The following is a 19,301-nucleotide window of genomic DNA, read 5'->3' as shown; positions in this document are numbered from 1 at the left end:
ATCTTCGGTCTCCGTCGTGCTCGCGGACGGCGCTCGTCGGCCGCCCTCCACGTCCAGCGTCCCCCCCGTGCGCGAAGGCCGCCCGGTCGCGATTGCGAAGATTCGATGAAGACGCCGGTCAGACGAGTGTCGCCCCCGGCCCGGCGCAGTGCCAGGCTGGTGCCGATGAACGCGCACGAGGTCCCGCAGCCGAGCCCGTCGAGGATGACGCCGTTCGCCGGCCACCCGATCGTGGTCGCGATCGTGCCCGGTCAGCCGGAGCTGGTGGCGCTGACCGCCATCTCCTGGTCGCAGGCGGCCGGCAACCCGCCTCTGTACTTCGCCTACGTCGACACCACCCGGTTCGTCCTCGAGGAGTTCCCGGACGGCACCGTGCGGCACGGCGAGGTGGACCCGGACACCGTCGACGACCGCTGGGAGGACCGGCGGATCCAGATCGTCGAGACGTTGACCCGCGTGATGGACGGCACCGGCGTGCCGTGGGAGTTCCGGTACCTGGCCGGGCGGCCCGACCGTTCCCTGACCCACCTGGCTCGCGCGGTGGACGCCGCCGCGATCGTCGTCGGCACGCGCGCCCCCGGTCGCGGTGCGCGGGTGCGGGAGTTCCTCGAGGGCTCGGTCGCCGTGCAGCTGTCCCACCACCAGCACCGGCCCGTGCTCGTCGTCCCGCTGGGCGTCGTCGACTGGAAGACGCCGCTGTGGCGGTGACGCCGCCCGCGCACGTGGGGCCGGCGTACCGCCGGCCCGGTCTGCTGGGACTGGTGGTGCTGGGCGGGGCGGTCGGCACCGCCGCACGGTGGGAGCTGGGCCGTCTGCACCCCGTCGCCACCGGGACGTTCCCCTGGACGACCTTCTGGATCAACGTCACCGGCTCCCTGCTGCTGGGCCTGCTGCTCGAGTCGCTGGCCCGAAGCGGTCCGGACCACGGCTGGCGTCGGGCCCTGCGGCTCGGCATCGGCACCGGGGTGATGGGCGGGTACACCACCTACAGCACCTTCATGGTGGAGTCGGACCTGCTGATCCGGGCCGGCCGCGTCGGGCTGGCGACGGCGTACGTCGCAGGCAGCGTCGCCGCCGGGGTGCTCGCGGCTCTGGTCGGCATCCTCGCCGCGCGGGCGCTGGTGCGGAGGCCGGCATGATCCCCGTGCTGCTGGCGCTGGCGGGCGGCCTGGGTGCCGCGACGCGCTTCGTCGTGGACGGTGTGGTGGCCCGCCACAACCGCCTGCCCTTCCCGCTCGGCACCGTCGTGATCAACGTGTCCGGTGCGCTGCTGCTCGGCGCCCTGACGGGCCTCGCGATGCGGTACCCGGGCCTGTCGGACGAGAAGGTGGTGCTCGGCACCGGCTTCCTGGGCGGCTACACCACGTTCAGCACGGCCAGCGTCGAGGCGGTCCGGCTGGCCACCGGGTCACGCCCGGCGGTCGAGGCGGTGCTGCACGCCGTCGGCATGGCTCTGCTCGGGCTCGCCGCCGCCGGCCTCGGCCTCTGGATCACCCTCCCCTGACCCGGGGCTCAGGACATGGCAGTGAGGCACTCGAACCCGGTGGCACCCTCGAGGTAGCCGGGCGAGGGCTTCGAGCAGAGCTCGGGCCGCGCGACGACCGAGGACACGCGGTACATCGCCCGGCTGGAGGAGCAGTCGACGGAGGTCAGCCTGCCGCCGCTCCCCTCGGTCCAGCACGACCCGACCCCGTCCGTCGGTGAGGACGGACCGTGGAGCAACGCCACCAGGACGAGGAGCACCACCACCGCACCACCCACCGCGGGGCCCCACCACCCGCGCTTCAGGGCGGGCACCAGCCCGCGCGGCTGCCGTCGGGCGACCCAGAACTGCCACCCGGCGGGGGCCGCCGGCCAGGTGGGGTCCGGCAGGTGGCCCCGTCGCGGGTCGAAGCCTGCGGGCGTCAGCCACCCCGGCGGAGCGTTGAAGACGGTGTCCGCACCGCCGCCCGGAGCCGCCGTGATCACGCCAGCCCCCCGGTCCGCATCCCGGCCTCGACCTGCTCGCGGATCCCCGCCACGTGGGCGGGGCTCAGCTGCAGCTCCGCGGCGATGGCGGACACCGGCTCGCGCAACCGGTCGGTGGGCGACAGGCGGGCGCCGAGCAGCACCAGCCGCCGGACGAAGTCCTCGCGCCCGTCGATCGACATGGTGGTGGCCAGCGGTGCCACGTAGGTCAGCGCCGTCCGCCGGTCGGCGAAGGCGTTGACGTCGGCCCGCAGCCGGTGCTCGTCGTACGGCTGCGCCACGCCCGGACGGTCCCGCAGGGCGGCGCAGGCCAGCGCGACGACCTCACCGGTGGGGCTCAACCGGGACACCAGGTGCGCCACCGCCGCCCGCACCGCCAGACCCAGCGTGTGCTCGAACACGGCGACGGTCGGCGCCTCCAGGGCCACCTCCGTGAACGTGCCGTGGCACGCGTCGCACTGGACGAAGGTTCCCAACCGCTCCAGCGGGATGACGGGGATGAAGAACAGCGTGAACCACCGACGAGCGGCGAGGTGCCGGTACGTCCGGTCCCCCAGGCACCGTGGGCAGTAGAAGACGCCGGTCGCGATCAGCGCCTTGAACGCGCGCCAGCCCCAGATGATCATGCGGTCCCCCTGCGAGCACTGCCGACCTGGTGAGGGCCTCGACCCTCACTGTTGACAGCGCACAGCGTGGCACCGGCACGGTCACCGCGAGGGGCGATCGCACCACCGGCGGAGCGGATTCACTCGAACGCCCGCCGGACCGCCTGGCCGGGCTAGCGGGCCACGCGGTACTGCGCGGTGATCGGGCACTCGAACGGGTCCCGAGCGCCCAGCCCGACCCGGTTCAGGTACTGCACCACCGTGCGGTAGGACCGTGCGGCGCTGACCTCGGTGTAGTGGATGCCGTGGGCCCGGCAGAAGTCGCGCACCAGCGGCTGCACCTGGCGCAGGTTCGGCCGCGGCATGCTGGGGAACAGGTGGTGCTCGATCTGGTAGTTCAGGCCGCCCATCGCCACGTCCGTCAGCCGCCCGCCGCGGATGTTGCGGCTCATCAGCACCTGACGGCGCAGGAAGTCGATCTTGCTGTCCCGCGGCACGATCGGCATGCCCTTGTGGTTCGGCGCGAACACCATGCCCATGTACAGGCCGAACAGCGCGAGCTGCACGGCGAGGAACGCCACCGCCATCCCGAACGGCAGCAGCCAGAAGACGAGGCCGAGGTACCCGCCCAGCCGGAGCGTGATGAAGGCGATCTCGACCGGCCGCCGCTTCACGGGCCCACGGCCGAAGATCGTCTTGACGCCGGAGAGGTGCAGGTTCAGGCCTTCGAGCAGCAGCAGCGGGAAGAAGAACCACCCCTGGTGCTCACGGAACCAGCGGCGCAGCCCCGTGCGGACCGGGCGCGGCCCGTCCTCGTTGTGGAAGCGCAGCACGTCCATGTCGATGTCCGGGTCGGCGCCCACCTGGTTCGGCTTCGCGTGGTGGCGCGAGTGCTTGTGCTGCCACCAGCCGTAGCTCATGCCGGCGTACAGGTTGGCGATCACCAGGCTGCCCCAGTCGTTCCACCGGCCGGAGGCGAAGATCTGGCGGTGCGCGGCGTCGTGGCCGAGGAACATCGCCTGGCCCAGCAGCAGGGCGAGCAGGGCCGCGACCACCAGCTGCCACCACGAGTGCCCGACGAGGACGAACGCGGCGAACGTGGCGAGCAGGCCGACGGTCACCACCGCGAACTGCGTCCAGTACCAGCCGAGCCGGCGGCGCATCAGGCCCGACTCCTGCACGGTGCGGGCGAGCTCGGTGAACTCGCTGAGCTGACGCTCGCGCGGGCGCAGGACGGGCGGATCGGCGGTCGTGACGGTACGGGTGTCCATAGGTTCCCCTCCGGATAGGCGGGAGGGTGTCCCCCACGAGTGTGGGACTGAAGTCCCGTGTTCTTCGACTGTACGCCCCGGGGCACCGGGGCCGCTCGACGCGCCGGGCGCAGCGAGCGACACGCCGGTCAGCGCGTCTCGAGGGCGTCGAGGGCAGCGCGCAGGGCGGACCCGACCTCGGCGGCCACCTCCGTGAGCGCAGAGGTGCCCGTCAGCTCCACCATCAGCGCGGGGTCCATCGCATCGACCAGGGTCCGTCCACCGGCCCCGGCGCGGACGGTCAGCGAGCAGGGCAGCAGCAGACCGACGCGCTCCTCCGCCTGCAGCGCCCGGTAGGCGTAGGCGGGGTTGCACGCGCCGAGCAGCAACTGCCTCGGCACGTCGACGTCGAGCTTCGTCTTGAGCGTGCCCGACAGGTCCACCTCGGTGAGGATGCCGAACCCCTGGGCGGCCAGCGCCTCGCGCAGCGCGGCGACGGTGCGGTCGAAGTCGAGGTCGACGGTGGTGGAGAGGGCGAAGCTCATGGCGGTCCTCCTGGGGCGACGCGGACGAATGCTCATCATACCCCTAGGGGTATTTTCTCGTCGATCGCCCTACGCCGACGAGCCAGGCCCCCGAGCGGTGCCGCTCCTCAGGCAGACCGATGTCGTCGCTCGGTGGTCTGCTGGTGCATGACCCGAACCCCCTAGCGAGGAGTCCCGATGCCGGCACCGAACCTGTTCCTCGTCTACGTGCGCGACGCGGCGGCCGCCACGGCCTTCTACCGCGACCTGTTCGACGTCGAGCCGGTGTTCACGAGCCCGCGGTACGTGGCCTTCCCTGTGGCCCCCGGCGTCCTCTTCGCGGTGTGGACGGGACGCAGCGAGAACGCGACGCCCGCCACCCCGCGGACGTCGGAGCTCGGCCTGATGGTGCCCGGCTCGGCGGCCGCGGTCGACGAGCTCTTCGCCCGGTGGACCGCGAAGGGCGCCGCCGTGGTGGAGGAGCCGCACGACGACGTGTTCGGCCGCACCTTCGTCGTCGCCGACCCCGACGGGAACCTCATCCGCGTCTCACCCGTCGACTGAGCCGGCGCTCGCCCGGCGCGGCGCCGACGGCCCCGCGCTCACCCACGGGCACCGGACGGTGAAAGCGCACGGCGGTGCGCACCGGGAGCCGCTGTTCCCCCGGTGCGCACCGCCGCCGCGTTGCGCTCGGCTACAGAGTGCCTGCGCGCCGCTTGTTGACCAGGTCGAAGGCGACGGCGGCGAGGAGCACGAGGCCCTTGATCGCCATCTGCCAGGCGGGGTTCACCGCCATGATCGACAGGCCCATGTTGAGCACGCCCATGATCAGGGCGCCGACGATCGCGCCGGAGATCCGGCCGATGCCACCGGTGACCGCCGCGCCACCGATGAAGCAGGCGGCGATCGCGTCGAGCTCGTAGTTGCTGCCTGCGGCGGCCACGGCCGCACCGGCCCGCGAGGAGGTGACGATGGCCGCGACACCCGTGAGCGCGCCGATGTTGACGAAGATCGAGAAGTCGATCGCCTTGGTGTTGACACCGGACAGGATCGCCGCCGGACGGTTGCCGCCGATGGCGTAGATGCGCCGGCCGAACACCGTGTTCCCCATCACGAACGAGTACGCGATCACCAGCACGCCGACGATCACCAGCACGATCGGCGTCCCGCCCGAGCTGAGGGACAGCACGAACGTCAGGGCGCCGATGGCCACGGCGACCAGCGCGTTCTTGCTGACGAACGCGAGCAGCGACTCCACGTGCAGACCGTGCTTGCGCTTGGCCAGCCGGGACCGCAGCTGCGTGACCACCACCGCGGCGATGCCGACCACGCCGAGCAGCAACGTCAGGGCGTCGAGGTTCCCGGCGAAGCCGAGCACGTTGGGCAGCGACCCGTTGGAGATGCGGACGTAGCCGTTGGGCAGGCCCGCGATGGTCTCGCCGACCAGGACGATCGCGAGGCCGCGGAACAGCAGCATGCCGGCGAGGGTGACGATGAAGGCCGGGATCCCGACGTAGGCGATCCAGAACCCTTGCCACGCCCCCGCGAGGGCGCCGACCAGGATGCCCACCAGCACGGCGAGCAGCCACGGCAGGTGCATGTCCCGCATCGAGATGGCCACCACGCCGCCGATGAACGCCACCATCGAGCCGACCGACAGGTCGATGTGCCCGGCGACGATCACCATCAGCATGCCGATGGCCAGGATCATCACGTAGGCGTTCTGCTGGAACAGGCTCGCGACGTTGTTCGCCAGCAGCAGCTTGCCGTGCGTGAGGACCTGGAACAGCAGCAGCAGGACGACGAGCGCACCGAAGATCCCGTACTGCCGGACGCTGCTGCCCAGTGCCGAGCCCCGGGTCGCCTCACCCTCGACCGCGCCCGTCAGGGGCGTCGTTTCCGTGCTCATCGCGTAGTCCCGTTCTTGTCCATGGTCATGAGGTGCATGAGGTGCTCCTGGGTGGCGTCCGCCCTGACGACCTCGCCCGTGACGCTGCCCTGGCTGAGCGTGTAGATGCGGTCGCAGACCCCGATGAGCTCCGGCAGCTCGGAGGAGATGAGGATGACGGCCTTGCCCTCGTCCGCCAGCCGGTTCACGATCGTGTAGATCTCGTACTTGGCGCCGATGTCGATGCCGCGGGTGGGCTCGTCCAGGATCAGCACGTCCGGGTCGGCGAAGATCCACTTGGACAGGACGACCTTCTGCTGGTTGCCGCCCGAGAGCTTGCCGACCAGGGCCGCCACCGTGGGCGACTTGACCGCCAGCTCCTTGCGGAACCGCTCCGCCGTGGCGAGCTCCACGTTCTTGTCGACGACGCCCCAGCGAGCGACCTTGCCCAGCGCCGACGCGCTGACGTTGTGCTGGATGGTGTCGATGAGGTTGAGGCCGTACCGCTTGCGGTCCTCGGTGGCGTACGCGATGCCGGCCCGGATGGCGGCCTGCACCGTGGAGGTGTCGACCTCCTCGCCGTTCTTGTAGACCCGACCCGAGATGCCGGTGCCGTACCGGCGGCCGAACACGCTCATCGCGAGCTCGGTGCGGCCGGCACCCATCAGCCCGGCGAGCCCGACGATCTCGCCGCGCCGCACGTTCACCGACGCGTTGCGCACCACGACGCGCTGCCGGTCGATCGGGTGGTGGACCGTCCAGTCCTCGATGCGGAGCACCTCCTCGCCGATCGTCGGCGTGTGCTCCGGGAACCGGTGGTCGAGCGCGCGGCCGACCATGCCCCGGATCAGGCGGTCCTGGGTCACCGGCTCCGCACCGTGCATGTCGAGCGTCTCGATGGTGCGCCCGTCCCGGATCACCGTCGTGGAGTCCGCGATCGCCTCGAGCTCGTTGAGCTTGTGGCTGATGATGATCGAGGTGATGCCGTCGTCCCGCAGGCCGCGGATCAGGTCGAGCAGGTGGTCGCTGTCCTCGTCGTTCAGCGCGGCCGTCGGCTCGTCGAGGATGAGGAGCTTGACCTCCTTGGACAGCGCCTTGGCGATCTCCACCAGCTGCTGCTTGCCCACGCCGATGTCGGTGACGCGGGTGTCCGGGGGCTCGGTGAGCCCGACGCGCCGCAGGAGCCGGGCCGCCTCGGAGTTCGTCCTGTTCCAGTCGACGACGCCGCGCCGGCTGCGCTCGTTGCCGAGGAAGATGTTCTCGGCGAGCGACAGGTACGGGCTGAGCGCGAGCTCCTGGTGGATGATGACGATGCCCTTGCGCTCGGAGTCGCGGATGCCGCGGAACTCCACCGGCTCGCCGTCGAAGACGATCTCGCCCTCGTAGCTGCCGTGCGGGTAGACCCCTGACAGGACCTTCATCAGGGTCGACTTGCCCGCACCGTTCTCACCGCAGATCGCGTGCACCTCGCCGCGGGTGACCGCGAGGTTGACGTCGTTCAGCGCGATGACACCCGGGAAGCGCTTGGTGATGCCGCGCATCTCGAGGATGGTGCTCTGCTCCATGAGTTCCTCACTCCGGTAGGGCTGCCGGGACGGACGGGCGCCGCCGGCCCGCGTGATGCGGACCGGCGGCGCGCGACGTCACAGACCGAGGTCGGAGGCGGAGTAGAACCCGGAGTCCACCAGCGACTTCTTCACGGTGTCCTTGGTGACCACCTGCGGCGCGAGCAGGTAGGTCGGGACGACCTTCTTGCCGTTGTCGTACGTCTTGGTGTCGTTGACGTCAACGGTCTGGCCCTTGACCACCTGGTCGACCATCTTGGCGACCTCGTCACCGAGCGCCCGGGTGTCCTTCCAGACCGTCATGGACTGCTTGCCCTGGAGCATGTTCAGGACGTTCGCCTTGTCGGCGTCCTGGCCGGTCAGCACGGGCCAGTCGGCACCCGGCTTGTAGCCGGCCGCGTCGAGGGCCTGGGCGATGCCCAGCGCGAGGGAGTCGTTCGGGGACAGGACGACCTGGATCTTCTTGCCGCCCGCGTAGAACGAGTTGATGCGGTTCTGCATCTCGGACTGAGCCGTCTCGGACTTCCACTCCTGGATGCCGATCGAGGTCCAGTCGGCGTCCGTCTTCGGGGCCTTGCCGGAGGGCACGACGAGCTTGCCGGACTGGACGTAGGGGTTCAGCACGTCCCAGGCGCCGGAGAAGAAGAACTTGGCGTTGTTGTCGTCGGGCGAACCAGCGAAGGGCTCGAGGTTGAACGGACCCTTGCCGTCCTTCAGACCGAGGGCCGTCTCGATGAACTGGCCCTGCAGCTGGCCGACCTTGTAGTTGTCGAACGTGGCGTAGTAGTCGACGTTCGGGGACTCGTTGATCAGGCGGTCGTACGCGATCACCTTCGCGCCCTTGTCCGCAGCCTGCTGCAGCACCGGGCCGAGCGCCTTGCCGTCGATGGAGGCGATGACCAGGACCTTGGCGCCCTGGTTGATCATGTTCTGCAGCTGCGTGACCTGCTGGTCCACCTTGTTGTCGGCGTACTGCAGGCTGGTCTGGTAGCCCGCCTTCTTCAGCAGGTCCTCCAGGTGGGCACCGTCACGGTTCCACCGCTCGAGGCTCTTGGTCGGCATCGCGATGCCGACCAGGGTGCCCGCCGCGTTCGCCGAGGTGGCGCCCCCGGCGGGAGTGTTGTTGGTGCGGGTGCTGCTGCATCCGGCGACCGAGGCGAGCGCGAGAGCCGCGCCCATCACGACCGCGACCAGCTTGGTCCGTGTCAACGTCATCGTCGTCCTGACCTCTCACAACACCGACCGGACCCCCCGGTCGGGTGCACGGCGCCGCTCCGTCGCGGGCCGCCGTCGTGGGGGCTCGGCGGCGCGTGCCGGCCGGAACCCCTTTTTGTTGTCGGGCAGAACTAAACCATCGTCGGACAGGGTCGGACAACGCTTCGACGGCTCGGCAAGGTCACAATGCGGCAACGGTGGTCGCGACGGGGTCAGGCGACCCAGGCCTCGGCGTCGTCCACGACGCCCCGCAGGACGGTCAGCGCGCCGCCCGCCATGGCAGGCAGCTCCCCGGCGCGGGCGCGGGTCACGGCCGGTGTGGACCAGGGGGCGAAGATCACCATCTGCTGCAGGCAGTCCTCGACCTGGCCGTGCAGGTGGTCGAACAGCTGACCGAAGCTGCCGCCCAGCACCACCTCGCCGATGTCGAGGATGTTCGCCGCCGCCGCGAGCGCGGTGCCGAGCATCCGACCGGCGTCCCGGACCGCCGCCAGCGGCTGGGCCTCGCCGCGCTCCGCAGCTGCCGCGAGGTCGGCGATCGTCGCTCCGCCCGGCATGCCGGCCGCCCGCAGCATCAGCGCCTGGCCGGCGAGCGCCTCGAGGCCACCCCGCTCGGCACCGAGGGCGGGTTCGACCACCACGTGCCCGATCTCACCGCTCCACCCGTGCCGGCCCGCGAAGATCTCGCCCTCGAGGACGATCGCACCACCGATGCCGAGCTCGCCGGAGACGTAGAAGAACGACGGCGCCACCCGGCCCCGACGTGCCCACGCCTCGGCCCGGGCAGCCAGGTTCGCCTCGTTCGCCAGGCTGGGCGGGAAGGCGGCCAGCACCGGGTGCCGGGACATCAGCCGCACGACGTCGACGTCGCGCCAGCCCAGGTTGGGCGCGTACCGCAGCGGACCGGTGACCCGGTTGACCAGGCCGGGCAGCGCCAGCGCCGTCCCCGCGACGCGCAGCCCCGCCTCCTGCAGGTCCAGGATCACCCGGCCGGCCAGGTCGGCGAGGCGACCCAGGGCGACCTCCGGGTCGCTGCCCCGCAGGTCCTCGTCGACCACGTGCTCGAACAGCACACGCCCGGCGAGGTCCACCGCGCGCAGGCCGTAGTAGTCGACGTTCACCTCCATGCCGAGGGCGGCCACCGTGCCGAGCGCCCCGGCCAGCGGTACCGCCGGCCGGCCGGCACGACCGACCAGCACCGGGTCGAGCTCGCGGACCAGCCCGGCGGACAGCAGCTGGTCGGCGATGCCGGAGACGGTGCCGCGGGACAGCCCGAGCGAGGCGGCGATCTGGGCGCGGGAGACGGGCTCACGGGCCTGCAGCACGGCGCCGAGCACGGCCGACAGCGGGGAGAGGCGCGCCGGGCGCGCGGCGCCGCGGCTGGCGGGGGCGTCCCCGTCGACGCCGTCGGGCTGCATGGCGCACACCCTAGCGGCGGGCGCGCTCACGCCCGTCGCTGCGCGCTCAGCGGCCGCGCAGCTCGACCCGGCGGATCTTGCCCGAGATCGTCTTGGGCAGGACGTCGACGAACTCGACGACGCGCGGGTACTTGTACGGTGCCGTGCGGGACTTCACGAACTGCTGGATCTCGTGCGCCAGGTCGGTGGACGCCGTGTACGGCTCCGCCAGGACGATGGTCGCCTTGACCACCACGCCGCGGATCTCGTCCGGGACGCCGGTGATCGCGCACTCCCGGACGGCGGGGTGGTCGTGCACGATCGACTCGACCTCGAAGGGTCCGACGCGGTAGCCGGAGGTCTTGATCATGTCGTCGGTGCGGCCGACGTACCAGAGGTAGCCGTCGGCGTCCGCCGTCGCCAGGTCGTGCGTGTGGTAGTACCCGTCGTGCCAGGCGGCATCGGTGATCGCGTCGTCGTCGGCGTAGCCGAGGAACAGGCCCAGCGGGCGGGCGTCGCGGTCGGCCCGGACGCAGATCTCGCCCTCCTCGCCCGGTGCCGCGACGGTGCCGTCCTCGCGGAGCAGCACCACGTCGTAGGCGGGCGACGGGGTGCCCATCGAGCCCGGGCGCGCGGGCTGCCAGTAGGCGGTGAACGCTGCGAGCGTCATCTCCGTCTGGCCGTAGCCCTCCTTGAGCTCCAGGCCGGTCAGGCCGCGGAACTTCTCGGCCACCACGGGGTTCATCGCCTCGCCGGCGGTGGTCGCGTGGCGCAGGTTCGACAGGTCGTAGCCGGACAGGTCCTCCGCGACCAGGAACCGGTAGATGGTGGGCGGGGCGCAGAAGGTCGTCACCTGCGCGTCGTGCAGGTGCTGGAGCATCTTCTTGGGGTCGAACCGGTCGAAGTCGTAGACGTCGACGGCGGCCTCCATCAGCCACTGCCCGTAGAGCTTGCCCCACACCGACTTGGCCCAGCCGGTCTCGGAGACCGTCAGGTGCAGGCCGTCCGGGTCGACGTGCTGCCAGTACTTGGCCGTGGGGATGTGCGCGACCGGGTAGCTGTGGTCGTGCAGCACCATCTTCGGCTCGGCGGTGGTGCCGGACGTGAAGTAGAGCAGCAGCGGGTCCGTGGCGACGGGGCGGTCGGGGCCCGTCGGGGCGACGAACGGCGGCGCGGCGGCGACGCCCGCGTCGAAGTCGTCCCAACCGTCGCGGGCCCCGTGGACCGCCGACCGGATCAGGCCGATGCCCAGGTCGGCGGCGGCCTCGTCGACCGCCGCGGCGACGTCGCCCTCCTGGGTGCAGACGACCGCGCGGATCTCGGCCTTGCGCAGGCGGTAGTGCAGGTCGTGGGTCTTCAGCTGGTTGGTGGCCGGCACCGCCACCGCGCCGATCTTGTGCAGACCGACGATCGCCCACCAGAACTGGGGGTGGCGCTTGAGGATCAGCAGCACCCGGTCGCCCTTGCGGACCCCGGCCTGCTGGAAGTACGACGCGGCCTGGTCCGACAGCCGCGCGATGTCGGCGAACGTGTACTCGGCCACCGCGCCCGAGTCGTCCGTCCAGCGCAGCGCTCGCTTGTCCGGGCTGCGCCGCGCCAGCTCGTCGACGACGTCGTACCCGAAGCTGAAGTCCGGCGGGCAGGTCAGCGAGAAGGCGGTGGGGTGGCCCTCGGCGCCCACGGTCTCGGAGAGGTAGCGCTGGTGCAGGGCAGGCATGTGACGGTCCTTGCGGGTGACGAGGAGGGGGTCACGACGAGCGTCCTGCGGGGGCGGCACGACGGCGACCCCGGCAGCCGTGCCTCGCGACGCTACTCCCCCGTACCGACCAGGACGTGGGCCGTCTCGCCCTCGGCCTGCGTCCTCAGTCCTCCCGCACCGCACGGTGCCGCAGGTGAGCTGTCGTGAGGGCCGCGAGCTGGATCGCGCGTTCCTCGGTGGAGCGTGCCCAGACGTCTGCCACGACCTCGCCATGCCCACCGACGATCGTCACGAGCATCTGGGAAGCCAGACGTCCCGCAACGAAGAGCCTCAGCTGGTCCGGCGTTTCGATGGCCCATCGCACGGGCTGTGCGCCCATCCGGACACCACCGTTGGTCGGAACCCACTCGACGGTCCCGGGTGAGAATCGCAGAGTTCCGGGCAACGTGACGTTCGGATTGCTCGTCTTGATCCGGGACGCCGCCGTCATCGCCGCCCAGGTGGGAAGCAGGGCCGGACAGCTGTCGCCAGTCGGGCGGCCAGCCCGGACCCGGATTGCGAGCACGAGTGCGGCGAACATGATCAGCCCGATCGTCGCCACGAGGAGCGTGGGCACAAGGCCCGCCACAACAGCTTGTCGTACGAGCAGAAGGACCACGAGGGCGCCGCCCACCGCGATCTGCGTCCTCCTGCCCTTCATCCGCTCGCTGGCATAGCCGTCGGGAATCGCACTTCCAGGTCGATCGCCTTGCACGCGCGGGCCCCCTCTCGCAACCGGCTGCTCCAGCCGGCTGTGCGACGGTACCCGGGCAGGACGCCCCCGACGGGGCCTCTCAGGTGCCCCGCTCGGGCGCCAGGCGGTGGGAGGCCACGAGCGCCAGCAGGTGGAAGGCCTGGGCCTCCGCGGAGCGGCCCGCATAGTCGAAGTGCGGGGCACCGCACACCGGCTCGACGAAGCCCTCCGGGGACACGTGCGCGACGGCGGTGGCGAGCAGCGAGCGGGCGGTGGCGGTGTACGAGTCCGGCGGCAGCCAGCCGTCCGCCACACCCGTGAACAGGGCGTACGCCAGCATCTGCGCGACGTCGAGCTCGGTGAAGGTGGAGTCGTCGTCGAGCACGTCGTGGAACGTGCCGTCCGGTTCGCGGTGCGCGAGGCAGGCGTCGATGACGGTGCGGGCGTGGGCGGTGGCGACGGCGTGCAGCTCGTGGGAGGGGTCCGCCAGCAGGTGGACAGCCCGGGCGAGGCCGGCGACCACCCAGCCGTTGCCGGTGCCCCAGTGCGCGGCGCGCAGCAGCGTGCCGGAGTCCTCGTCGTACTGGTGGGCGTACAGGCCGGACGACGGGTCGAACAGCCGGTCGGCGTGCCCGCGCAGCTGACGCAGCGCCTCGTCCGGACGGCCGGCGAGCACCAGCACCGGGAGCAGCATGTAGACCGAGTCGACCCACACCTGGTGCGTGCCTTCGAGGTGGAACAGCGTGCCGTCGCCGGCCCGCGGACAGGTGTCGAGCAGCCAGCGCACCTGCCGGTCGAACGCTGCCGCGCACTCCGCCGACCCGGTCCGGGTCGCGACGCGGTGCACCACCTCGCCGAGCGCGCCGCAGTTGACCAGGCCGGAGTCACCCAGCTCGCCGAGCCGCCCGTCCGCCGTCTGCCGCGTCACGGCGTCGAGCGCGAGCGGCACCGCCAGGTCGTCGCGGCCGAGGTCGAGCAGCGCGTGCGAGGCGACGCCCTGCTCCCACGAGTGCCGCTGCATCGCCAGCAGGGCGCGCAGCACGGGCGTGAGGGTCACGTCGTCGTCCACCCGCCGATCATGCGTCAGCGCACGTGGACGGGCCGGTCGGCGGTGGGTTCCCTACGCTGGCGCCAGGCCCAGGGCGAGGAGGTCGGTGTCGGTGACGTCGCGTGAGCAGGGCCCGTCGAGGCGGTTCGACGCGGAGCCGGGCACCGATCCGGAGCACTGGTTCCTCTCCGCGACGGACCGCGGCAACCCGGACACCGTGCTGGACAGCCGGCACGCCGACGGTCTCGCGTGGACCCTCGGCAACGAGGTGACGCCCCTGGTGCACGGCTCGGCGTACTTCGCGGCGCTGCTCGCGGCCGTCCAGGCGATGGACGACGGGGACCTGCTGCTGTTCACCGACTGGCGCGGCGACCCCGACGAGCGGCTCGGTGGACCGGGCACCGAGGTGGGGCCGGTGTTCGCGGCGGCCGCCGCACGTGGCGTGGACGTGCGCGGGCTGGTGTGGCGGTCCCACTGGGACCGGTTCCGGTTCAGCGCGGCGCAGAACCGGCACCTCGGCGAGGAGATCGAGGCGGCCGGCGGGCAGTGCCTGCTGGACATGCGGGTGCGCCCGCTGGGGTCCCACCACCAGAAGCTGGTGGTGCTGCGGCACCGCGACCGGCCGCAGGACGACGTGGCCTTCATCGGCGGCATCGACCTGTGCCACAGCCGGCACGACGACGAGGCCCACCACGGGGACCCCCAGCCGGTGGAGATGGCGCCGGTCTACGGGCCGACCCCGCCGTGGCACGACGTGCAGCTGCAGATCCAGGGTCCGGCGGTCGGCGACGCCGAGGCGGTGTTCCGCGAGCGCTGGCAGGACGGGACGCCGCTGACGCTGAACCCGTTGCGCCGGCTCGAGGACCGGCTGCGCGGCACCCGCACCCGGGTGCGACCGCTGCCGCCGCAGCACCCCGACCCGGAACCGTGCGGCACCGCCGCCGTGCAGCTGCTGCGCACCTATCCCCCGCGGCTCCCGGCGTACCCGTTCGCACGCCGGGGCGAGCGCTCGGTGGCGCGGGGGTACATCGCGGCGCTGCGCCGCGCGCAGCGGCTGGTGTACCTGGAGGACCAGTACCTGTGGTCGGCGGACGTGGCAGCCGCGTTCGCCGGGGCGCTGCGGCGCTCGCCGGACCTGCGGCTGGTGGTGGTGGTGCCCCTGCACGCCGACCAGGGCGGACGCGACGCCGAGGTGCCCACCGAGCTGGGGCGGCTGCACGCGCTGCGGCTGCTGCGGCGGGCCGGCGGCCGGCGGGTGGGCATCTACGGCGTGGAGAACGAGGCCGGGACGCCGATCTACGTGCACGCCAAGGTGTGCGTGGTGGACGACGCGTGGGCGTGCATCGGGTCGGACAACGCAAACCGGCGGTCGTGGACGCACGACAGCGAGCTGAGCGCGGCGTTCGTCGAGGGGACGACCACCGGCACGGCCCGGTCGTTGCGCGTCGAGCTGGCCGCCGAGCACCTCGGGGCGGCGGCGCCCGACGACCTGGACGACCCGGTCGGGTGGTTCGAGGCGTACCGCTCCGCGGCGGCGGCGCTCGACGCGTGGTACGCGGGTGGACGACGAGGGCCGCGACCGCCGGGACACGTGCGCGCGTACCGGCCGGGGCACATCGGCGTGCTCGACCGGCTGTGGGCCGAGCCGTTCTACCGGTGGGTGTACGACCCGGACGGCCGGACGCCGGCGGACCGGCTCGCGCGGCGGTTCTGACCTGCCACCGAGCGACCTCAGCCGAGGTCGTTGCGGAACCGCCCGGTGACGTCGTCCACCGCCGCCCCCACGGTCGGCGCGAACCGGTCCGGGCCGAACCGCTCGTCGAGGCCCAGCCGGTGCAGGCGGTCCCGCACCGGGTCCTTCATCTCGGCGATCACCAGCCGGATGCCGCGGGAGGCGAGGTGGTCGTCGAGCTCCACGAGCTCGTCCACCGCGGTGGCGTCCACGTCCGTGATCGGCTCCGCGGCGAGGATCACCGTGCTGACCGGGTCGGCGGCGGCGTCGACCACCGCACGCACGTAGTCGTCGAAGATCCGGCCGTTGGCGAAGAACAGCGGCGCGTCGAACCGGACGATCACCAGCCCGGGGATCCGCTCGGCGGCGGGGTTGCGGCTCAGGTCGTGGTAGCCGCGGACGCCCGGCACCAGCCCGAGCTCAGCGCGGTACGGCCGCCACGCCTGCTGCACGAAGGCGAGGAACGACAGCACGACGGCGACGACGATGCCGCGCAGCACGCCGACCAGGACGATCCCGCCGAGGGCCGCCACCGACAGCAGCCCCTCCACCGGGCTGGTCCGCAGCAGCCGCACGAACCCCGGCACGTCCACCAGGCCGGCCGCGGCGACGATCACCACCGCGGCGAGCGTCGCGGACGGCAGGTACGCGGTCACGCCGGGCGCGGCGAGCACGAAGGCCGCCACCAGCAGCGCACCGACCACCCCGACCAGCTGCGTGCGGCCGCCGGCCTGCTCCGCGACGGCGCTGCGCGACGACGACGCCGACACGGGGAACCCACCGGTGAACCCGCCGACCAGGTTGGCCACCCCGATCGCACCCATCTCGTGGCTGCCGTCCACCGAGTCGCCGCGCCGGGCGGCCAGCGTGCGGGACAGCACGCCGGTGTCGGCGAACGCGATCAGCGCGATGCCGAGCGCGGGGCCGGCGAGGGCCGCGACGTCGTGCCACGTGATGCCGGTCAGCGCCGCTGCGGGCAGACCGGCCGGCAGCGCCCCGACCACCGGCAGCCGAGCGCGCCAGCCGAGGGCGGCCACCAGCGCCGTCGAGACGACGACGGCGACCAGCACGCCGGGGATCCGGCCGACCACCCGGCGCCCGGCGAGCAGCCGCAGGCCGAGGATCACCGCAAGGGACCCGAGACCGAACGTGAGCGCCGTGACGGTGGTGCGGCCGTCGGCGATCCCGCGGGCCGTCTCCGCCACCTGCTGCAGCGGCGAGTCCGTGCCGATCGAGAAGCCGAGCAGCTTGGGCAGCTGGCCGACCACCACCACCAGCGCGATGCCGTTGAGGTAGCCGATGCGGATCGGCTTGGACAGCAGGTCGGTCACCAGGCCCAGCCGCAGCACGCCGCCGAGCAGCAGCACCGCGCCGACCAGCAGCGCGAGCACGCCGCCGAGGGCGATCGCGCGGCGGTCGTCGCCGAGCGCCAGGGGGACCACCGCGGCCGCGATGATCGGCGCGAGCGAGGAGTCCGGGCCCAGCACCAGGACGCGCGACGGGCCGACCAGCGCGTACACCAGCAGCGGCACGACGGTCGCGTACAGCCCGGCCTGCGGCGGGAGCCCGGCGGCCTGCGCGTACCCCATGCCGGCCGGGATCAGCAGGGCGGTGACGACGACGCCGGCGGTGAGGTCCTCGCGCAGCCACGCGCGCCGGTAGCCCCGCGCGACTCCCACCCCGGGCAGCAGGTGCACGAGCCGGTGGCCCATGCACCGACCCTAGTGAGCGGCCCGCCGCATCGGTCCTGGTGCGGTGCGTGCTCCGCGTGCCGCGGCGAGCCGTGGACGGAGGTGCGGATCACGGCAGATGCCGCGAAGGTGTGCGATGTGACAGCGGCCTCTGCGCTCGGCGCGACGACTGCCGTCGTCGTCCTCGCCCTGGTGCTCGGGTTCGCGGTCAGCCGCCCGCGCGGGCTGCCGGAGGCGGTGGCCGCCGTGCCGGCGGCGGTGCTGGTGCTGGTGGTCGGGCTGGTCCCCTGGCGTGCGGCGTGGGACGAGATCTCCGGGCTCGCGCCGACCGTCGGGTTCCTCGCCGCGATCCTGGCGCTGGCGGAGCAGGCCCGCGCGCACGGCGTGTTCACGTGGGCCGGTGAACGGATGGCGCGGGCGTCGAACGGCTCGGCGCCGCGGCTGCTCGGCGCCGTGTTCGTGGTGGCCGCGGCGACCACCGCGGTGCTGAGCCTGGACGCCACCGTGGTGCTGCTGACGCCCGTCGTGCTGGCCGCCACCACCGCCATCCGCGCACGGCCGCGTCCCGGCGTCTACGCCTCCACCCACCTGGCGAACTCCGCCTCGACGCTGCTGCCGGTGTCGAACCTGACCAACCTGCTGGCGTTCGGTGCCGCCGGGCTGTCGTTCGCGGGGTTCAGCGCGTTGATGGCGCTGCCGTGGTTGGTGACGGTGGCCGCGGAGTACGTCGTCTTCCGACTGTTCTTCCGCTCCGACCTGCGCACGCCCGTGCACACGACGCCGGTGGAGGTCGGTCCGGCGCCGGTGTTCGCCCTGGTGGTGCTGGGTGCGGCACTGGTCGGCTTCGCCGCCGCCGAGCCGATCGGCGTGCCCCCGGCGCTGGTCGCGGTGGTCGCCGTCGTCGTGCTGGCGGCGCGGAACCTGCGGCACGCGCCCGTGCCGACGCTGCGCCGGCTGGTGCACGCGGCCAACCCGGTGTTCCTGCTGTTCGTGCTGGCCCTCGGCGTGGTGGTGCTGGGCGTGCGGCTCGGGCCGCTCGGCAGCGGGCTGGCGCACCTGGTGCCGACGCGTGCCGACCTGCCGGGGCTGCTGCTGGCCGCCGGGCTCGCGGCGGTGGCGGCGAACGTGCTGAACAACCTGCCGGCGACCCTGGTGCTGGTGCCGGTGGTGGCGCACTCCCCGGCGCTGGTGCTGGCGACGTTGCTGGGCCTGAACATCGGCCCGAACCTGACCTACGTGGGGTCGCTGGCCACGCTGCTGTGGCGGCAGGTGCTGCACGGCCACGGCAAGGCGCCGTCCACGTCGGTGTTCGTGCGGCTGGGGCTGGCGACGGTGCCGGTGACGCTGGTGCTGGCGGTGGTGGCGCTTTGGGTGTCGGTGCGGATCGGAGGCGTGCGATGAGGGCGGTCGTCTGGTTGGTGGAGGGCACCTGGGAGGCGTGCGTCGACGCTGCGGCGGGGCTCGGGCTCACCGACGTGCGCCTGGTGCACGTGCTCGACGAGGAGACCGAGGCCGGGTGGGAGGGCGGCCCGCTGGGGCTGATGGGCCGCGGACGACGACGGCCCGACGAGCGGCTCGGGCGCACCGGCAACCCGCTCGACGAGGCGGGGAGCCACCTGCTGACCGCGGCGGCGGCCCGGCTCGGCGGCCGGTCCGGCGGCGCCGGCAACCCCGGCGCAGGCCCGGAGGTGCTCCAGCTGCGCGGCCGCACCGAGACCGCGGTGCTGGACGCCTGCGTCGGCGCGGACCTGCTGATCTGCGCGCGCGACGGCGTCCGCACCGAACGGGGTCCGCACAGCCTGAGCAAGGTGACCCGCTACGTGGTGGACCACGCGCCGTGCGCGGTGCTGCTGGTCTGGCCCGAGGAGGTGCCGGCCGGCGTCGACCTGCCGCCGGCACCCCGTCACTAGGCACTAGCCGGCCGAGGCGAGCACTTTGCAGCGAGGTGAGCAGAACGAACTGCTCGTCTCGATGCGAGCTGCTCAC

19 protein-coding genes are annotated in these 19,301 nt (G+C 72.7%); 7 read left to right on the top strand and 12 right to left on the bottom strand.

The features are described 5' to 3' along the window. Positions 1-165: 165 nt before the first annotated feature. Genes ACFQTY_RS10750 through ACFQTY_RS10740 form a run of 3 tightly spaced genes read left to right on the top strand, consistent with a single transcriptional unit; the run spans position 166 to position 1,504 of the window. Positions 166-708: a universal stress protein gene (locus ACFQTY_RS10750; RefSeq protein WP_291763580.1), complete on the top strand. Its 543-nt coding sequence runs from the start codon at positions 166-168 to the stop codon at positions 706-708. Continuing rightward, on the top strand, positions 705-1,139 hold the full coding sequence (locus ACFQTY_RS10745) for a fluoride efflux transporter FluC (RefSeq protein WP_378100207.1): 435 nt from the start codon (positions 705-707) through the stop codon (positions 1,137-1,139). The genes ACFQTY_RS10750 and ACFQTY_RS10745 overlap by 4 nt, the downstream gene beginning before the upstream one ends. Then, the gene (locus ACFQTY_RS10740) at positions 1,136-1,504 is read left to right on the top strand and encodes a fluoride efflux transporter FluC (protein ID WP_378100205.1); all 369 of its coding nucleotides are present in this window, start codon (positions 1,136-1,138) and stop codon (positions 1,502-1,504) included. The genes ACFQTY_RS10745 and ACFQTY_RS10740 overlap by 4 nt, the downstream gene beginning before the upstream one ends. Positions 1,505-1,512: 8 nt before the next feature. Here ACFQTY_RS10740 and ACFQTY_RS10735 read toward each other — a convergent pair whose 3' ends face one another. From ACFQTY_RS10735 to ACFQTY_RS10720, 4 genes are all read right to left on the bottom strand, one after another. Beyond that, positions 1,513-1,968 (bottom strand): hypothetical protein, encoded by a 456-nt coding sequence (locus ACFQTY_RS10735; RefSeq protein WP_378100203.1) that lies wholly within the window; start codon positions 1,966-1,968, stop codon positions 1,513-1,515. Next, a complete protein-coding gene (locus tag ACFQTY_RS10730) occupies positions 1,965-2,594 on the bottom strand; it encodes a zinc-ribbon domain-containing protein (protein ID WP_378100201.1) in 630 nt (209 codons plus the stop codon). The genes ACFQTY_RS10735 and ACFQTY_RS10730 overlap by 4 nt, the downstream gene beginning before the upstream one ends. 152 nt (positions 2,595-2,746) lie before the next feature. After that, positions 2,747-3,844, bottom strand: a complete 1,098-nt coding sequence (locus ACFQTY_RS10725; protein ID WP_378100199.1) for a fatty acid desaturase family protein — start codon at positions 3,842-3,844, stop codon at positions 2,747-2,749. A 128-nt stretch (positions 3,845-3,972) separates the two neighbouring features. After that, the gene (locus tag ACFQTY_RS10720; RefSeq protein WP_378100197.1) at positions 3,973-4,368 is read right to left on the bottom strand and encodes a DUF302 domain-containing protein; all 396 of its coding nucleotides are present in this window, start codon (positions 4,366-4,368) and stop codon (positions 3,973-3,975) included. 177 nt (positions 4,369-4,545) lie between these two features. On the opposite strand from ACFQTY_RS10720, the gene ACFQTY_RS10715 reads away from it, so the two are divergent. Beyond that, complete coding sequence (locus ACFQTY_RS10715) at positions 4,546-4,911, top strand: VOC family protein (protein ID WP_337974739.1); 366 nt, start codon at positions 4,546-4,548, stop codon at positions 4,909-4,911. A 130-nt stretch (positions 4,912-5,041) separates the two neighbouring features. On the opposite strand, the gene mmsB is transcribed toward ACFQTY_RS10715, so the two are convergent. The 7 genes from mmsB to ACFQTY_RS10680 form a co-directional block, all read right to left on the bottom strand. Further along, complete coding sequence (gene mmsB / locus ACFQTY_RS10710; protein WP_378100195.1) at positions 5,042-6,256, bottom strand: multiple monosaccharide ABC transporter permease; 1,215 nt, start codon at positions 6,254-6,256, stop codon at positions 5,042-5,044. Further along, positions 6,253-7,800, bottom strand: coding sequence for a multiple monosaccharide ABC transporter ATP-binding protein (mmsA, locus tag ACFQTY_RS10705; protein WP_378100193.1), 1,548 nt, complete (start codon positions 7,798-7,800; stop codon positions 6,253-6,255). Before mmsA ends, mmsB begins: the two co-directional genes overlap by 4 nt. Positions 7,801-7,878: 78 nt before the next feature. Beyond that, a complete protein-coding gene (gene chvE, locus ACFQTY_RS10700; protein ID WP_291763598.1) occupies positions 7,879-9,015 on the bottom strand; it encodes a multiple monosaccharide ABC transporter substrate-binding protein in 1,137 nt (378 codons plus the stop codon). Between the two features lie 212 nt (positions 9,016-9,227). Beyond that, on the bottom strand, positions 9,228-10,433 hold the full coding sequence (locus ACFQTY_RS10695) for an ROK family protein (RefSeq protein WP_378100191.1): 1,206 nt from the start codon (positions 10,431-10,433) through the stop codon (positions 9,228-9,230). Positions 10,434-10,479: 46 nt separating this feature from the next. Beyond that, positions 10,480-12,129: an AMP-binding protein gene (locus ACFQTY_RS10690; protein ID WP_378100189.1), complete on the bottom strand. Its 1,650-nt coding sequence runs from the start codon at positions 12,127-12,129 to the stop codon at positions 10,480-10,482. A 145-nt stretch (positions 12,130-12,274) separates the two neighbouring features. Next, on the bottom strand, positions 12,275-12,865 hold the full coding sequence (locus tag ACFQTY_RS10685) for a hypothetical protein (protein WP_378100187.1): 591 nt from the start codon (positions 12,863-12,865) through the stop codon (positions 12,275-12,277). Positions 12,866-12,944: 79 nt separating this feature from the next. After that, a complete protein-coding gene (locus ACFQTY_RS10680; RefSeq protein ID WP_378100185.1) occupies positions 12,945-13,913 on the bottom strand; it encodes a glycoside hydrolase family 88 protein in 969 nt (322 codons plus the stop codon). A gap of 91 nt (positions 13,914-14,004) precedes the next feature. On the opposite strand from ACFQTY_RS10680, the gene ACFQTY_RS10675 reads away from it, so the two are divergent. Beyond that, entirely contained in the window at positions 14,005-15,606 is a 1,602-nt protein-coding gene (locus tag ACFQTY_RS10675; protein ID WP_378100183.1) for a phosphatidylserine/phosphatidylglycerophosphate/cardiolipin synthase family protein, read from the top strand. A 17-nt stretch (positions 15,607-15,623) separates the two neighbouring features. On the opposite strand, the gene ACFQTY_RS10670 is transcribed toward ACFQTY_RS10675, so the two are convergent. After that, entirely contained in the window at positions 15,624-17,336 is a 1,713-nt protein-coding gene (locus ACFQTY_RS10670) for a SulP family inorganic anion transporter (protein WP_378100181.1), read from the bottom strand. Positions 17,337-17,453: 117 nt separating this feature from the next. Between ACFQTY_RS10670 and ACFQTY_RS10665 the strand changes: the two genes are divergently transcribed. Further along, the gene (locus tag ACFQTY_RS10665; protein WP_378100179.1) at positions 17,454-18,716 is read left to right on the top strand and encodes an ArsB/NhaD family transporter; all 1,263 of its coding nucleotides are present in this window, start codon (positions 17,454-17,456) and stop codon (positions 18,714-18,716) included. After that, the gene (locus ACFQTY_RS10660) at positions 18,713-19,225 is read left to right on the top strand and encodes a hypothetical protein (RefSeq protein ID WP_378100177.1); all 513 of its coding nucleotides are present in this window, start codon (positions 18,713-18,715) and stop codon (positions 19,223-19,225) included. Before ACFQTY_RS10665 ends, ACFQTY_RS10660 begins: the two co-directional genes overlap by 4 nt. Positions 19,226-19,301: the final 76 nt, after the last annotated feature.

The sequence above is a fragment of the Cellulomonas sp. T2.31MG-18 genome (assembly GCF_964266755.1).
Classification (GTDB): domain Bacteria; phylum Actinomycetota; class Actinomycetes; order Actinomycetales; family Cellulomonadaceae; genus Cellulomonas.
This window is presented reverse-complemented; position numbering and strand designations above follow the sequence as displayed.

What these genes read in the sequence shown, in the direction of transcription:
- ACFQTY_RS10670 (WP_378100181.1), bottom strand. Translation starts at nt 17,336, where the DNA reads ATGGGCCACCGGCTCGTGCACCTGCTGCCCGGGGTGGGAGTCGCGCGG.
- ACFQTY_RS10730 (WP_378100201.1), bottom strand. Translation starts at nt 2,594, where the DNA reads ATGATCATCTGGGGCTGGCGCGCGTTCAAGGCGCTGATCGCGACCGGC.
- mmsB (WP_378100195.1), bottom strand. Translation starts at nt 6,256, where the DNA reads ATGAGCACGGAAACGACGCCCCTGACGGGCGCGGTCGAGGGTGAGGCG.
- ACFQTY_RS10720 (WP_378100197.1), bottom strand. Translation starts at nt 4,368, where the DNA reads ATGAGCTTCGCCCTCTCCACCACCGTCGACCTCGACTTCGACCGCACC.
- ACFQTY_RS10715 (WP_337974739.1), top strand. Translation starts at nt 4,546, where the DNA reads ATGCCGGCACCGAACCTGTTCCTCGTCTACGTGCGCGACGCGGCGGCC.
- ACFQTY_RS10660 (WP_378100177.1), top strand. Translation starts at nt 18,713, where the DNA reads ATGAGGGCGGTCGTCTGGTTGGTGGAGGGCACCTGGGAGGCGTGCGTC.
- ACFQTY_RS10740 (WP_378100205.1), top strand. Translation starts at nt 1,136, where the DNA reads ATGATCCCCGTGCTGCTGGCGCTGGCGGGCGGCCTGGGTGCCGCGACG.
- ACFQTY_RS10695 (WP_378100191.1), bottom strand. Translation starts at nt 10,433, where the DNA reads ATGCAGCCCGACGGCGTCGACGGGGACGCCCCCGCCAGCCGCGGCGCC.
- ACFQTY_RS10725 (WP_378100199.1), bottom strand. Translation starts at nt 3,844, where the DNA reads ATGGACACCCGTACCGTCACGACCGCCGATCCGCCCGTCCTGCGCCCG.
- mmsA (WP_378100193.1), bottom strand. Translation starts at nt 7,800, where the DNA reads ATGGAGCAGAGCACCATCCTCGAGATGCGCGGCATCACCAAGCGCTTC.
- ACFQTY_RS10690 (WP_378100189.1), bottom strand. Translation starts at nt 12,129, where the DNA reads ATGCCTGCCCTGCACCAGCGCTACCTCTCCGAGACCGTGGGCGCCGAG.
- chvE (WP_291763598.1), bottom strand. Translation starts at nt 9,015, where the DNA reads ATGACGTTGACACGGACCAAGCTGGTCGCGGTCGTGATGGGCGCGGCT.
- ACFQTY_RS10750 (WP_291763580.1), top strand. Translation starts at nt 166, where the DNA reads ATGAACGCGCACGAGGTCCCGCAGCCGAGCCCGTCGAGGATGACGCCG.